14 protein-coding genes and 1 tRNA gene are annotated in these 14,259 nt (G+C 52.1%); 4 read left to right on the forward strand and 11 right to left on the reverse strand.

Annotated elements, in window-relative coordinates:
- Positions 1-25: 25 nt before the first annotated feature.
- A complete protein-coding gene (locus C9E91_RS19340; RefSeq protein WP_107109873.1) occupies positions 26-334 on the forward strand; it encodes a hypothetical protein in 309 nt (102 codons plus the stop codon).
- 436 nt (positions 335-770) lie between these two features.
- Here the strand turns inward: C9E91_RS19340 and C9E91_RS19345 are convergent, their stop codons facing one another.
- The 6 genes from C9E91_RS19345 to C9E91_RS19370 all read right to left on the reverse strand — a co-directional run bounded on the left by C9E91_RS19345 (position 771) and on the right by C9E91_RS19370 (position 6,898).
- Complete coding sequence (locus tag C9E91_RS19345) at positions 771-2,516, reverse strand: hypothetical protein (protein ID WP_107109874.1); 1,746 nt, start codon at positions 2,514-2,516, stop codon at positions 771-773.
- Positions 2,513-2,800 carry a ribbon-helix-helix protein, CopG family gene (locus C9E91_RS19350; protein WP_107109875.1) on the reverse strand — a complete coding sequence of 96 codons (288 nt, stop codon included), beginning with the start codon at positions 2,798-2,800 and terminating at the stop codon, positions 2,513-2,515. The genes C9E91_RS19345 and C9E91_RS19350 overlap by 4 nt, the downstream gene beginning before the upstream one ends.
- Positions 2,801-2,953: 153 nt before the next feature.
- On the reverse strand, positions 2,954-3,382 hold the full coding sequence (locus C9E91_RS19355) for an ASCH domain-containing protein (protein ID WP_181316115.1): 429 nt from the start codon (positions 3,380-3,382) through the stop codon (positions 2,954-2,956).
- 1 nt (position 3,383) lies between these two features.
- Positions 3,384-5,513, reverse strand: coding sequence for a GNAT family N-acetyltransferase (locus C9E91_RS19360; RefSeq protein WP_146144008.1), 2,130 nt, complete (start codon positions 5,511-5,513; stop codon positions 3,384-3,386).
- 16 nt (positions 5,514-5,529) lie between these two features.
- A complete protein-coding gene (locus C9E91_RS19365; RefSeq protein ID WP_107109878.1) occupies positions 5,530-6,348 on the reverse strand; it encodes an SIR2 family NAD-dependent protein deacylase in 819 nt (272 codons plus the stop codon).
- Entirely contained in the window at positions 6,338-6,898 is a 561-nt protein-coding gene (locus C9E91_RS19370) for a non-canonical purine NTP pyrophosphatase (protein ID WP_107109879.1), read from the reverse strand. The genes C9E91_RS19365 and C9E91_RS19370 overlap by 11 nt, the downstream gene beginning before the upstream one ends.
- A 50-nt stretch (positions 6,899-6,948) precedes the next feature.
- Between C9E91_RS19370 and add the strand changes: the two genes are divergently transcribed.
- Complete coding sequence (gene add, locus C9E91_RS19375; RefSeq protein WP_107109880.1) at positions 6,949-7,938, forward strand: adenosine deaminase; 990 nt, start codon at positions 6,949-6,951, stop codon at positions 7,936-7,938.
- 159 nt (positions 7,939-8,097) lie between these two features.
- Here the strand turns inward: add and C9E91_RS19380 are convergent, their stop codons facing one another.
- Positions 8,098-8,658: a recombinase family protein gene (locus C9E91_RS19380; RefSeq protein ID WP_107109881.1), complete on the reverse strand. Its 561-nt coding sequence runs from the start codon at positions 8,656-8,658 to the stop codon at positions 8,098-8,100.
- A 298-nt stretch (positions 8,659-8,956) separates the two neighbouring features.
- Between C9E91_RS19380 and C9E91_RS19385 the strand changes: the two genes are divergently transcribed.
- Entirely contained in the window at positions 8,957-9,580 is a 624-nt protein-coding gene (locus C9E91_RS19385) for a hypothetical protein (protein ID WP_107109882.1), read from the forward strand.
- Here the strand turns inward: C9E91_RS19385 and C9E91_RS19390 are convergent.
- The 4 genes from C9E91_RS19390 to C9E91_RS19405 form a co-directional block, all read right to left on the reverse strand.
- Positions 9,550-10,245 carry a hypothetical protein gene (locus tag C9E91_RS19390; protein ID WP_146144009.1) on the reverse strand — a complete coding sequence of 232 codons (696 nt, stop codon included), beginning with the start codon at positions 10,243-10,245 and terminating at the stop codon, positions 9,550-9,552. The two genes, C9E91_RS19385 and C9E91_RS19390, sit on opposite strands and share 31 nt — an antisense overlap.
- Before the next feature lie 370 nt (positions 10,246-10,615).
- On the reverse strand, positions 10,616-11,530 hold the full coding sequence (locus C9E91_RS19395) for a hypothetical protein (RefSeq protein WP_146144010.1): 915 nt from the start codon (positions 11,528-11,530) through the stop codon (positions 10,616-10,618).
- Positions 11,531-11,818: 288 nt separating this feature from the next.
- On the reverse strand, positions 11,819-13,441 hold the full coding sequence (locus tag C9E91_RS19400; RefSeq protein ID WP_107109885.1) for a site-specific integrase: 1,623 nt from the start codon (positions 13,439-13,441) through the stop codon (positions 11,819-11,821).
- A 77-nt stretch (positions 13,442-13,518) separates the two neighbouring features.
- Positions 13,519-13,608: transfer RNA gene (locus C9E91_RS19405), tRNA-Ser, on the reverse strand.
- 307 nt (positions 13,609-13,915) lie between these two features.
- Here C9E91_RS19405 and rplU point away from each other — a divergent pair.
- Complete coding sequence (rplU, locus tag C9E91_RS19410; RefSeq protein ID WP_028753733.1) at positions 13,916-14,233, forward strand: 50S ribosomal protein L21; 318 nt, start codon at positions 13,916-13,918, stop codon at positions 14,231-14,233.
- Positions 14,234-14,259 lie beyond the last annotated feature (26 nt).

Consider the following 14,259-nt stretch of genomic DNA (forward strand, 5'->3'; position numbering starts at 1 on the left):
ATCCTGCAACGGAGATTTTTTTGCTGTGCGCGATGGCAATTTTGTGTGGGTCAGCGGCCTAGAAACGCAGATTGTTCAGAAGGATGTTAAGATAGCTGATCTTGGATCACATCGAATCGCCATCACTGCCACCTTCAAGGCGGGAAGCATCGTTACAACGTTCGCGTTAAATGACGCAGGAAACATCGCGAAGGTCGCGGACATAACATTCAACACAGATCTGCCCCCAGAAGCATGGGCCAGAGCCGGCATTGATCGTGAGCAATTCGATGCGAAGCTAAAACAGTTTAAGACCATCCCGACAATGGTGCTTTGTCCGCCAGCGGCCACTTAGGCTGTGATGTCTCTTAAACTCAGCCTCGGCTGAGCGAAAAATGGCGGAGAGGGTGGGACCCTCTCCCAAAACAGCCGTAAGTCATTGATTTCCCGTGAAACGGGACGCTGCCTGGGTCCACATTTTGGTACACATTTTCCGACCGGTTGTCAAAGGTTGAACCAGGCTTTTCGCGCACCACCGCGATAGTAGTTGAGGATTGCTAAGGCTCGTGACCGCATGAATCGGTAGCGCAGCCCCTAACGCAATCCCCTATAGGTGAAGCAGGGGGTTAGTGGATTTCGTCTAAAACTTAGGGAGTTCATCAATTGATCGGACAACAACTGGGACTTGGGGAGCCAGGTCATCCGGCAATCCGCACTTAAGACCGCCCTTTTTCAAAAAATCTCCAAGGCCCGAAGCCGACTTCGAGTTTACCGCTTGGGAGGAGCTTCGATCAGATAGTCGGTCCCGGCGAAATGACATTGTTCTCGGCCATTGAAGCCTTGAGGACGGCTTCTTTCTTGTCTTGAAGAACAGCACATGCTCTCGAAAGGACGAAGTCTGTGCCACCAAACGCGAACCCCGGCTGCAGTCGCAGGATGCCATAGGCAGCTTCCACCAATTCCAAAGTCGCTCCGGCCTCCCGCTTGCGCTCGACCATTTCCTTGATCTTAGCTTCATGACGTCTTTTTTCGGCGATTTCCTCAACAACGACCTTCGAGTTCAGCCTATGCAAGCGGCGTTCACAGCCCGACACCTGGTCCGACGCCTGTCTTGCATCATCCTCCAGCGTTCGAAAGCGGCGCTCTACGATGAAAGCCACGCACAAAAGGTAGTGCCACCAACGTACCCGAGGAGCCTTTCGCAACCGCAACTCGGCATTAAAATGGTGGTCGCGTGCCGTTAAAAGCTTCCTTTCCAGGCTTTTGATATCAACGTGGAGTTTGGTGACAGTTTCAGAAAACTTGAAGTCGGGAACCACTCTATGGAAATCATATTGAGCCTGCTCCTCAAGGTGCCATATCGCAGCCATCACGCGCTCGGCAGGCTTCATAGCCAACGTGTTCGCCCACCCCAAAAGCTCAGAAAGACGTGTTTGATGTCCGCCAAGCCCTCGAATCCACCCAGTGGGTTTCAAGTCGGGAGAGACCGCACTGCCTGCGGTTGACTGAGGCATTCGAGCCGGGACAGAAGTTGTTCGAGGCACTCCAGAATCTTGCCCTGCATTTGGATCATCATTTCCAGGCCCTGCGTCTCGGAATTGGTCGAGTTGTCGAGGAGCGCTCGGATTTCTCGGGCCTCGTTGAGGATTGCTTGTTCGATGGTCGCCTTGTTTGTTTGCTGATTCATTTCTGATATTCCTCATCAAATCATCGATTTCTGATTTACGTCTGCCACTCAGGCGGGAAAGTGATCCGACCACATTTCCATTCAGGTCTTCTACGATCCACGTCCCTTCTTTTTGACCGGCAACGACGGTCAATGATTTCGACATTAGCAGAGCTTCGAGGTCGGCCCTCGTCGTTGCGGTGGCGACTGCGGCCTTCACAACCTGTCGGATTGCAGGCAGGTCGATGCCAACTCTCTTTTTCGCCTGGTGCTGCGATTGCGTGAATGCTTCGCCCATCGGTAGCTCGGTTTGGGCAAACTCGGCTTCAATTCTTGAAGCCACATCGACAGCACCGCGCTTTCGCAGTCCGGCGATTACCGTCTTCGTGTGTTTGCCCAGAACAAACCTGTGCCCGAATTTGAATTCTGACCACCTAGCGACAAGCTCATGGATGATCCGATCAAACGAGCAACTGAGCACCTTACCCGCAACAGGATCAATTTCACCGACGAGGACATGCCAGTGAGCGGCATGGGCGTCTGCGGTAGTACGCTTCTTCTTATGTTCAACGATGACCGCTCGCGCTACATCGAAATCGAATTCTCCCGCGATCATCGCAACCACCTCGCGCATCTGCGTCCTGGTGGTGGCTTCGTGAGGGTTAATGATCCAATGCCTAATGGAATATGTTGAGCGCTTGGCAGACGCATCGAGATGCATGTCGTCGATATCGGCTGCCGTGCCCTTCAAGAATTCAACGTCGTCGTTGTCTTTGCCATTTTTGAGATGGCTGATCAGCTTCTTTACGTTCGAGCTGGTCCGAAATCGGATAGCTTTTATAATCATATTGAAGACCATAATGCAGATCATGTCAGGACCCTGGCGGCATCCTTGCGTACCTGCGCGGCGACTTCCTTGAGCCGTGGGACGTCAATGGGTTTTCCGGCAAAGGCTTCGAGCATTAAGTTCGTCGAACGCCGCAATTTCGCAATGCCTTCTCGTCGCTGTTGACCGGCAACGCGCCCGCGCATGGTTTCGTTAATGGCGCAACGTATGATCGCGGAAACAGATTTCCCGGCCTCATCCGCGAAATGCTCCAGCCGTACTTTGTCGACGTCTGAAATTCGGAATTTTACAATCGCGCCCTTGGTCAATTTATAAGTTCCTTTGGGGGTCCACGGGGGCAAAGTCCCCTGGTCAGCTGCGTCCACGGACGCATGGCTGGCAGCCGTAGGCCCCTCGAAATTTTGTGCCTACGTCAAGGATTGTCTGGATGTTGGTCGGCCGCAAGTCGAAAACGCATCAGGTCAGACTGGACGCGAAAAGCCTTCAAGGAAACGGGCTTCTTCAGCGGTGATTTTTGAGATTACTTGCGGTGGATTGAAGCCAACTCTCATCGATCTCAATTGCCTGATGGGAATGGGTGATATTTCGCGCACGTGTCCCAAATAAATACAAACGCCTGACGCTGTACCTTCAAAGTAGCTATCAAAATCTTCTTTAGTTATACCAGTTTCAGCACCGAAACTGGCCCACAACTCGTCCGGATGACCTCGAAAAATCTGGACCGCAACAGCAACGGCAACCACCGCGCCAATTGGTAATGTTGCATAAATCCAGAGAGTTGTTCCGGCTTGAATCGGAGGTATCCGCCTCCGCACCTCAACCGTCTTTACACCCGAAACAATCGCCTGAACAAACTTGGGGCGAATTGAAATAATTGCATTTTCAGACAAATTACCAACCTTCAGCGAGAATTTGGGCGATCTTCTCGCTTGGCAACTCAACTGGGGACACCAGATTGGCACGACCAACGGATTCCAGCTCTCTCAACCTTTTCACCGGCACAGGCTTTGGCAACTGGATGAGATTGTCAAATGTCGTCAACAGAATATCTTCGCTTGCAGAAAAGTCGGCAATATTTTCAACGACCAAGCGACGCTTGTCCTCTCCCGAAATCTCGTGTTTTTTCGAAATCACTGCGTCGACGATCCTAGCGACAGCGACCACCGCACCAATTCCCTGTCGATCCCTCTTAGACTCGTAAAAGATAATCGGCATATCGGGTCGCATCAATTTTGCCGCTTTCGGGCTATTGATATATGCCCGCTTCGTCAAGAAAGAGGCGTCCATACTTTCGATGAAGGACAGCCGTTGCTGTCGGTTTGTGCCAAGAAGTTCGTCTGCATAACGTTTGGTGATCGGCACAATCACTCCAGCACGACCGGGCCAAACGATTATCGTGGGGCTGAGCAAATTTTCTAGTTCGTCAGGACGAAGCAAACCGGCGCTGTCCTGATCGTATCCTGCAACTATGGCGTCCGCATTCGTCGGAAAATTCGCGGGCAATGTAAATCCTGTACGACGCTGTAGTTCCTTTGTAGACGCGGTCCAGTTCTGTTCAGCAAGGGGTTTGCCCACGGCAATCTTGATTAACCGCGAAGCCGGTCCCTTCGTGAAGCCCTGGCCTCGCGCGATGCTGTGAACCATAGATTGCCCAGGAAGCTGCTCCAGCTCAAGCGTAATGGGGCCGCCTTTACATGCTTCGCGTACCAGGAAGTCCAGCAAATAATCGCTGAAAAAAGCAGAGCTTTGATGCTCGGGTCTGGTGTGAACAAGCAGTTTTCCTGATGGCATTATCGAACGTTTAAGCGACAACCAACCCAGGGCGACTATTCTCTGGTCTTGAGCTATCTTCCATATGACGTTGGTTTCAGAAACGGAATCCAAGAATGATTTCGTTGCCGTAGCCACATTGTTTTCTCGTAGATATTTTTCTGCCTCATCCCTGGATGATACTTGGGCCTGAAAGCCAGCTCCCGCGACTGCAACAGCGGCGGAAGCAATTTCATCGACGGGCAACAAATCTATGATTTCATTTAACGAAATCACATCTATCCCAAAATTGCGGATCAACTCATCTCTTGAATCAAGCAAAGCAGCGTCCCGAGTAACGAAAGCAGTCGCACGAGCAATTGCCGCGTGGGCAAGATGGCGTGCATCACTCAAAGCCTGCGCCGTACCGGAGCTTCGCAGCCCTCTCCTGACGAACACAAGGTCATGCACCTTTTCTTGAAGCTGGGCTTGATTGTCGACTTCGGCCGTAGGCAGCCGGGGCATGCTCAGGGCCATTTGCAACAACGGATCGTTGTTCACATCAGTGGAGTTTCTGCGAAGCTCTCGTACGAACTCGTCAGAAACCGCGACACGGATATCGTGGGCCAGAGCAGCACCAAACAACCGGCGAGCTTGATCACTGTGCTGCCGGTTCCGAACCAGGTCCAGAAAGATATTCAAATCTAATGCAAAGAGCGGTGACTGACCGGCACTCCGGCGGCGAAGCCCTAATTCAAATCCCGTGGGCGGGATACGATTTGATATGGAGAACAGTGTATCAGTCTCAAGCTCTCGCATATGCACCAAAATTGTTCGTCCGCGAGCTTTTCCGCCACTTCGTTCTCGAACGATTTCAAATTTTGAGCGGGCGTAAAACGCGAGAGCTGAGGGCAAATCTGCGGCGACATCAGCACGAACCGTCATAAAGCCTCGGACTTCCAACTCCGAGAGGAAGGTGCGCATCAATGCGCCCGCAAACCCAAGGCCACGGTACTTATGAACAACCGCAATTTGCTGAACTTTGGCATGAGGGAAAACACCGCTATATAGAAGGTATCCCGCGAACTCATTTTCTGCGCCAGCGTTCGCCAGCATCGCGATCACACGCCTCCGACTTATAGCCTCTCTGATCGCCGTTTCCGGCAAGAAGCCAAGGGACTCTTTCTCACTGTCGGCCAGGGCCTGAACCTGACCTGCCAAGGCGAGAAGCGTGTCAACATCTTGGACTGGCGACAATTGAAGCTGGCTCACCAACGCACCTCGTACACTAGCTTGCAACCTTCGCCGACGGAGGCAGAAGCCGATTAAGGAAAGCTTCGAGCGCCTGCCCTGGCTCAGGAGAATCCTCGCTTATAACCTTAACGTCCCATTGCCGGAGTACGACTTCCTGGATTGGGTCTGGCGTCGGCAAGAAGACGTAGGAGCTGGGTCGATATTTTGCATGTCCCGAAATCTGCCAAGTTTTCCAAATTTTGTGGAGCAACAAACGGATATTCATGTCAGTCAGACTGTAACCAATAAACAATATCGTTTTACCTAACGCATCCGACCTTAACTTAACGTCCAGAGGATAATCGAACGTCAGCCTTTCAAAATAATCAGTTTCCGTCAGAACTATAGAGTCGTCGTTTTCGAAGTCTCCGTGAAACTTCACTATTTGAGTATGTCCATCTTCAATCCTAGATATATCTCTCACATCCACAATTTTTATATGTTCTTTTTTGTGCAATTTAAAAGATGCTTCAATATTCGAGTCGTAGTTGGTGGTATATATAATAGGAAAGCCGATTTCGGTAATCAGCCTATGCACTTCGGACTTGCGTAAGACCTCGTCGTCAACGTTCCAATTCTTATCCATCCAGCTTCGAAGAGGCCCGATTGAGCCTTTTTCCAATCTGTAGAACTCAGCAAGCGTAAGATAACTTGCACCACGAGCGCCAAACACCTGGGGATCGTAACCCAATTCTCTACCCATGTGGTCAATCAGCTCAGCCCAGGTCGGCGCTCCAAGGTTTTTTGAAACACCCGCGCCGACAAAGAGGATCACATTCTTACTAGCGATTGACTGAATCAATTCATCGAGCACTGACACGTTCCTCCAGATAGGTCCGGAAACTTTCCAGGGCCCGCTTCCGCATTGATATGCTGTTCTTCTGATCCCCAAGTTCGGCAAATGTCTTATCGTAACCGTCGGGAACAAAGATACAGTCCCACTGGAAATCCCGATTTCCTCGTGGCTCAGGCGAAATCTTGCCCGAGATCGCCCCCTCGAACTGGAAGACGTTCTTTCCGTCACAAAAGCCAATCTGGGTCTTAGCGATGACGCTTGTGTCCGCCATTTGACCGAAGATTGCTGCGACGCGATCAGCTTCTAGAGTGTCCCAGAATACCTGGGTGAGGCCTGCTGGAAATCCGTTCAGCGCGTTGATGTATAGACCTGTATGCTCCACAAACAGAGGCCGACCGACCTTCTGAAAAGCCTTTATGCATTTGTCTTTGACAAGTTTTTCGACGTTGTCAGTTTGTATCTCATCGATAGCGGCATCGACCGCCACAATCTCAACGCCGGAGGCTTCAAGGATCGATTTAACCTCCTTGATCTTGAACTCATTTCTAGACATAAAGCGCAATCGCATGTTGTATCTCCTCAGAAAAACACCACTAACTTCGCGACGGAAAAACTGCAATGGCTCCTCCTGGGGGAAACCTTCCCACTATTGATCTTCATGTCCACCTTCGCGGCACCATCGATCAATCAACTGCCCTCACCTTGGCGAAAAAGAACCATGTCCATATAGCCAACCGGTACCTGAAACCGGACGAAGGGTATGTTTGGAGTAATTTCGAGGAATTTCTGAACGTCTACGATCAGATTGGAAGAGTGGTCCGCACCGCCGAGGACCTTTACGCAATAGCGATATCTTACCTGAAGCGATGCGCGTCAGAGGGTACGATTTACGTGGAATTGATGTTGTCGCCCGGGCACTCGGTCCTGAACGGCATTCCTTTTGGAGAGCAGATCAATGCCATGGAGACGGCATTCGAACACGCTCGTCACGAAGCTGGTATCGAAGGCGGGTTGATAGTGACTTGCGTACGCCACCGTGGACCAGATGAGGCCGTTGCTATGGCCGAGCAGACGGTTCAAAATTTGTCACCTGCTGTAATTGGCTTCGGTTTGACAGGTAATGAACTACTATTTGACGCAGCGGAGTTTAAGGGAGCATTCCTAGTCGCTGGGGAAGCTGGTCTGGGCCTGACCGCACATACCGGGGAATGGCGTGACGCCGCTTCAGTTTTGCATACTGTGGAGCAACTGAATCTATCGCGTGTGGGGCATGGAATAAGGGCCAGCGAAGATAAGGCCGTCCTAGAGAGACTCGTAGAACGGAATGTCGGATTTGAGGTATGTCTGTCGAGCAACTTCGCGCTAGCGCCACATTATTCGCGGTTAAAACATCCCCTGGGCGAAATGCTTGCTGCTGGATGCAAAATCTCGCTCGCGACGGACGACCCCGCGTTTTTCAACACCACCCCAAACCGAGAGTATTCAATCGCGGAAAAGTCGTTCGGTCTCTCCGCCAGTCAGCTCCTGCAGATCACGCTCGATTCAATCGACATGTCTTTCGGTCGAAGCGATACAAAGATGAGACTTCGTCAAAAGGTTGGTCACTGAAACGTATTTGGAGCATTGAATTAGTGACGGGATAAGTGACTGCTTGCCGCCTATAAATTCATGACTCAGACTGTGTCATGCAAACGAAGGTTATGAGCGGCATAAACGAATCCGTCGAATATTCTCGTGCCTCCAAACCAGCTGGCGGTTTTGGGTCGATCACTCCTCCCGCAAGGCCCTAAAGACACTCGACCGGCTCACACCCAGTTCCTTCATAATCCCAGCGACTGTCTTCCCCTCTGCCTTAAGCCTGCGCACGTCAGCGGACTTGCGACGAGCGGTAGGAGCACGGCCCTGATACTTACCTTCGGCCTTCGCTTTTGAAATGCCCTCCCGTTGCCGTTCAAGCATTAGCTCCCGCTCGAACTCGGCGATTGATCCCAGCAAGTTGAGCATCAGCTTTCCGGTGGACGTGGATGTATCCAGATTGAGGGCGAGCACCTTCAGCTCAACGCCCTTGGCCTTCAGCTTCGCGGTGATCTCGACGAGGTGAGGCATGGAACGCGCGAGCCGGTCTAGCTTGGTCACAACCAGCGTGTCACCTTCCCGCACGTAGTCGATTGCCCGCTCCAGGTCCGGCCGCTTGGTGTCGACAGAGGAGAGCTGCTCCTTAAAAATACGGTGACAGCCTGCCGCTTCCAAGTCGCGTAATTGCGCCTCAAATCCAGCTGTCTGATCGATGGTGGAGGTTCGTGCGTAGCCGACAATTGCTGATGTCATATGCGCTTAGGTTCCAATAGGCTCTGAAACATCATGAGGCGGGCAGTATCAAAGGTCAACGACCACTCATGTGGCACTTCAAAACGTCGCGCCCTCCCAGTGTCATATGGGCAAGGCCCAATGAGACACCTGAACCGGTGGTTCGGACGACCGTCGGCTCATTGAGCGAACGTCCCGGCTGGGATTTCGGCCTACGCTACTTCACAAACGCCTGTATGTTCGCTAAATGTTCACGTTTGGAGCGTTGCCTTGGGTGCCGTTTCCAAAGACACTCAGGCCATTACAGATGGATTGATTTATGGACGCGACCTACAATCTAAACGGCGGTTTTAAACCCACGACAAAACGGTTTGCCGATCTTGAGGGGCCGGACTTTTTTCCAACTCCTGGGTGGGCAACACACGCATTGATGGACAACGAGCACTTCGCAGGTGACGTTTGGGAGCCCGCATGCGGCGATGGGGCCATGGCCAAGGTGATTGAGGAATACGGCAATCCCGTTTTCGCATCCGATCTGTATGATCGTGGCTATGGGAAAGCTGGTGTAAATTTTCTTGAGGCAGACCACATAGCCGAGAATATAATCACCAATCCACCATATAACTCTGCTGAAGGCTTTGTTGCCTCGGGTACGGCGAAATCGCGAAGGAAATTTGCGATGCTGTTGCGGCTTGCGTTTCTGGAAGGTGCTAATCGTCAGCGAACGATTTTTAAAGACACACCGCCAGCAAGGGTATGGATATTCAGCGAGAGAATTACCTTCTACCCGTCAGGTAGCGTCCAAAAAGGATCAGGTACCACTGCCTATGCTTGGTTCGTTTGGGACAAGGACCATCATGGCAGTTCTGAGCTGAAATGGCTTCCTCTTGGCTACAAGGCAAGGTTTTCGGATCAGGATGCGAACCCGATGCTTTTCAAATAATCGTACCCTTTATCTGTCAGCTTTATCCCGCCGGGGATAATCTCCGCCAAGCCTTGGGTGAAGATACTTTTGCTGCCTTTATGATGGACCTTCACGTTCCCAATGATTTGCCTCCATATTGCCTCACCTTTTCGAGTCAGTGAAGGCGCGAGGTCGTCGTTTGATAGGTCGTAAAAGTCTGGCACGCGGTCCTTTATTTTCCCAGTGCTAGCCTGATGGCCGGAGAATGTGGATATTATTTTTAGCACAAGCACCCTTGCCTCGGGTTCTCTCAAGCGATCTTGAGCCTGCCGCGTGAGTTCTCCATACTGGATTTGTTGCCCCCGCCTCCACGCAAGAGCACTTTCCGGAATATCGAGTGCTCGGATGGCTGTCTCTATCTGCTCCTGTATGGCGTCATCCTGATTGATTTCGCTGGGAAGATATAGGGTGACGGTTTGCGGCGGGTGTCCTAGATACGCGCGGATATCGAAGGGTGTATTATTTTCCGTGTAACCGACGAACTTGAAGTGATCCAGCTCATCCTCATCGTTGAACACGGCGTCGCTGAAATAGGTGATTGGTCTCCACATAATCGCTTGCGGAGAAACCATAGGGCCGAGTGATTGTTTTCGTTTTTTTATCATGATCAGGGCTGCATATTGATAACAGTTGCTGTGATACAAGCCATGTCCTCGCCTTTTGCGTTCACTCGGTGCGAGACGCCCGGCGTGCGCGAGTAATACCATCTGGCTTCAAGCGGCGAACTGCCACCGGGTTCAGGAGGGATATCGCTTTCGAACTGAATGCCCCGGCGGTTTACCAGTGGGCCGACGTAGGCTTGAACCGTAGGCTCCATACCGCCGCGCGGTACACCGCCCCAAATCTCGCCAGTTTTGACTTGCTCAATCGCATCCGCTGAAGTCTGCGTAGGACTTTCCACTCTTCTGTAAGTCATTTTCCCCAACACGATTACCCGCAGGACGAGAACAGCATACTAGAAGATGATCCGTCAATATTGCCTCAACCTTGTTGGCGACGTGTGAGGAGCCGCTATCAGCAAAGAAGGTGTTTGAGGAGGGTTTTCCCGGTTCTCTCAATTTTCCGCTTCCACGATAACGTTAGCGCCCTGGTCCAGCTGCAGGCCCTTCTAAGGCCATTTGCTATTCGATGGGACGGTGGGCGAGCCAGCTCTAGCGGAATCGTCGGTCCCACCCCCAAGGCCTCTCCCTGAGATACGACATTAGCCGCTGAAGAATACTCCCGGGCGGGCTGCCCCCGCGCGGGAACCATGGAAGGTGCCGTTTCGAAGAGTAGTGCAGGGACCCGCACTCCACGGATGGTCATGACAATCTTGGAGAGCAGCCGGTCCCCATTGGTAACCCGCTGCCGACTATCGGTAGTCTCGGCCCGGTTACGGCGCTTCTTGTCGTCGTCAACTCTCTGACCGGTTTTCTCCCTAAGTGGCGACTTTGACGCTCTCCATTGAGCGAAGGCCCCTCCGGCCCTAACAAACTTGAAACGGCCTTCTGTGAGCTTCCAAGCAGCTTGCAGGGCATGATCAGGCCATTGAATCATTGCTTTATTCCGGAAGACGCCCCAAAGCATGTAGGTTGCAACTGCACCCGCCTTGCGGATCGGACTGTTTGAGAAATCGTGCTTACTGAATTTCAGGCGCAACCTATTTGCCACGGCCTCGCGATGTTCCTTTGGGACCCTGGCAATAAAATGCGCGTGCAAATCGAAAAGCCCCGAGACATCATCGTATCGCGGATGGATCACGAGTAGGAGTACCTCGAATTTCCCACTTTTTCGCAGTTCGCTGAACTCAATATTGATCCTGTCGTTGAAGCCCTTTAACGCTTTATCAAGGCGATCCGGATGGGCTTTGGCTCCCGTAAGACCAATGCACCAAAACACGCAGTCGCACAGACCATCTTGTTTTGCAAACGCTTCAAAATCAGCCACCATGGGGCGATCCTTGCGGATAGCGTTGGGGCCGAAAAAGCGGGTTCCGCGTAGCGGTCGCCCCCAATCCAGGATTTCGCCAGCCCCCCCTCCTATTAAGACGACATATCGTTCCACCTCGGATTGGAATGGATTAATCCCGATGGCGAGTAAGCGTTTTGCCAAGGCCGAGGCCGCAGCATAAGGAGATTGTCGAAGGGTCACGAGGCGGCCCAAATTGTCACTGTTTCAAATGGTCAGAGCATTTGTGGCAACAGTCAAGTTTGGGCGGCCTCACGACTAGGCGGGGGGTTAGTACCGTTCTCTCTTTTGCAGGTAGGGTGAAAGATCGAGGCCCGGCGGTAGCGGCATCGCACGTAGCACCTCAACTTCTTCGGTTTTAAGATGTTTCTTTCCGTAGTTTTGGGACACGGAAGACAGGCGATGGCCGCTTTGTAGATCGCTTGTGCGCTCATCGATGCGAGCCAGCCGCATAGCGTCTTTCGCGTTGTGGCGCGTGCTATGAAACGTGCTTTCGATGCTTTTATGAATCCCAACTTTTTTCAACATATTGTTCATGCGCTTGCTGGCGGCATCAGCTGGGTCTTTGACCTCCCCCTTGTTGAACCAGAAAGCTGCCGGGAAGACCCATTGTGTGGCATCTCTGTCGCGGGCGTACTTGATAAAGCCCGTCTCTTCGAAGACTTCATGTAAGGCGATCAACCTGCGGCTCGGCTTATTCTTAAGCTGCCGCTTTTCCTTGCCGCCATCGTCGTCAATCAAATCCGTCCGCAGATCGAGGACCCAGTAAAGCTGCCCACTGGCACCGATCATCGGATAGACATCTTTCCCCTGGAGATAAACCAGCTCCCCGACCCGGGCTCCGGTGATCGTACCGAGAAGCGGAAGCCACTTGTGGTCTGGCCGCGATAGTGTCGCTGCATGTGCAAACCAGGCATTGAGGTCTTCCACCTCGAACGGGACGCGGTCGACAGATTCCTTTGCGTCTTTAGGAATTCGGATGATCACGTCGGTCAATGGAGAACGAAACTGATATTGTGCGGCCATGTCACGGAAAAACATTCTCAACGGTGACAGGTAATTATCCTCAATACTTTTTCCAGCGAGTGTATCCAGTCTGTCCTCGGGACTTAAAGAATTGTTGTAGTCAGCGGCCTCTTGCCTGGTTTTTCCCTTTAATTCAGGAAGCTTTGAGTAGTTGGATGGGACACGTGCCAGGAGGCTCGCGAATTTTTGGAAATCAAAAAATTCATACTTGTTCACTGGTTTGTCACCAGCAAATTCCTTGAAATCATTTATCCGGTTCTGGTCCGTCCGAACTTTTTTCGGGTCAATGCCCTCATGATACCGGATTTCATTCGTCCATTGCTCCAATGACTCCGATAGAAGAGGGCGTTGGGGGCCGCCGTCTAAAGACAGGGCGACCAATCTTGCAAGACCATCCAGGTCTGCCTTCACGCCTTGCATACCATTGGAGCCCATCTGATCGGCCTGTTTCTGTAGCCTTTCGATTCGCTCACCGACTTCCTTGATTTTGATCGCGGTGGCAGAATGCTGTCGAATTTGTTCGTTATAATGCTTCAACGTCAGAGCTTTAATTTCTTTCCTGCGCACCTCCTGCTGTAGTTCGAGTGTGGAGATCGCTTCGTCATAAGTGGCCTCAAGGAGATCAACAAGTTGATCGATGATGACGCCACGCATGTCCGGAATTGTCATATTTATCGGTCCGTTGTTTCGAACCGTAATGAATATGCCTTCCGCATGACCGGCAAGTAAACGCGCAGTTTTTTTCGCTGCCGAAACGCCAGCACTCTTGAGTGTAATGCGAAGGGGGGTGCTTCCAAGCTGCTCAACTAGGTCGCGGGGCACGCGAATCTGGAACCGAAAGCGGCCAGCAGACTGGGTAAAATACATCGAATTTCCTGGTACATCGTGTGGTACAATGCCCAGTCACAGCGCCCGTTCATAAGGGAAATTCAGTGGTACAGCGATGGCGGAGAGGGTGGGATTTGAACCCACGATGCCCTTGCAGGCATGCCGCATTTCGAGTGCGGTGCATTCGACCACTCTGCCACCTCTCCGGTTATGCTGGTCGGCGCGTTTCTCAGCGCGGGCTGTCTCATAGCGAGAGAAGGATGGGATGGCAAGGGTGAATATTCAAGCTTTTCATCCTTTTGCCTTGACAGATCACAGGCCCTTATATATCCCGTGCGACGCAATAGGTGTGGATAAGTCCGTGCCTTGGCCGCCCTGCTTTGTGCGGGGCTTCACCGGCAGATCCTTTTCGAGGCCGCAAGCCTTTGAAATCCCTGCTAAATTTAGACTGATAAAAAGACGGCCGCTCGCCTTTGTGGTGAGAGAGCCGGAACGAACATGAAAGGATAAAAAATGTTCGCAGTCATCAAGACCGGCGGTAAGCAGTACCGTGTGGCAGCAAACGACGTGCTGACCATCGAGAAGCTGGAAGTCACCGCCGGCGACACCGTAGAATTCACCGAAGTCCTCGTTATCGGCGAAGGCGCCGACGCTGCGATTGGTGCTCCCTTCGTCAAGGGCGCTTCCGTCAAGGCCGAAGTGGTCGAGCACAACCGCGGCAAGAAGGTCATCGCCTTCAAGAAGCGCCGTCGTCAGAACTCGAAGCGTTCGCGCGGCCATCGCCAGCATCACACGGTCGTCCGTATCACGGACATCGTGGCTGCCAAGTAAGTAACGGGATCAAGGTTTAAAGGAGA

The sequence above is a fragment of the Rhizobium sp. SEMIA4064 genome (assembly GCF_003025035.1).
GTDB classification, from domain to species: Bacteria; Pseudomonadota; Alphaproteobacteria; order Rhizobiales; family Rhizobiaceae; genus Rhizobium; species Rhizobium paranaense.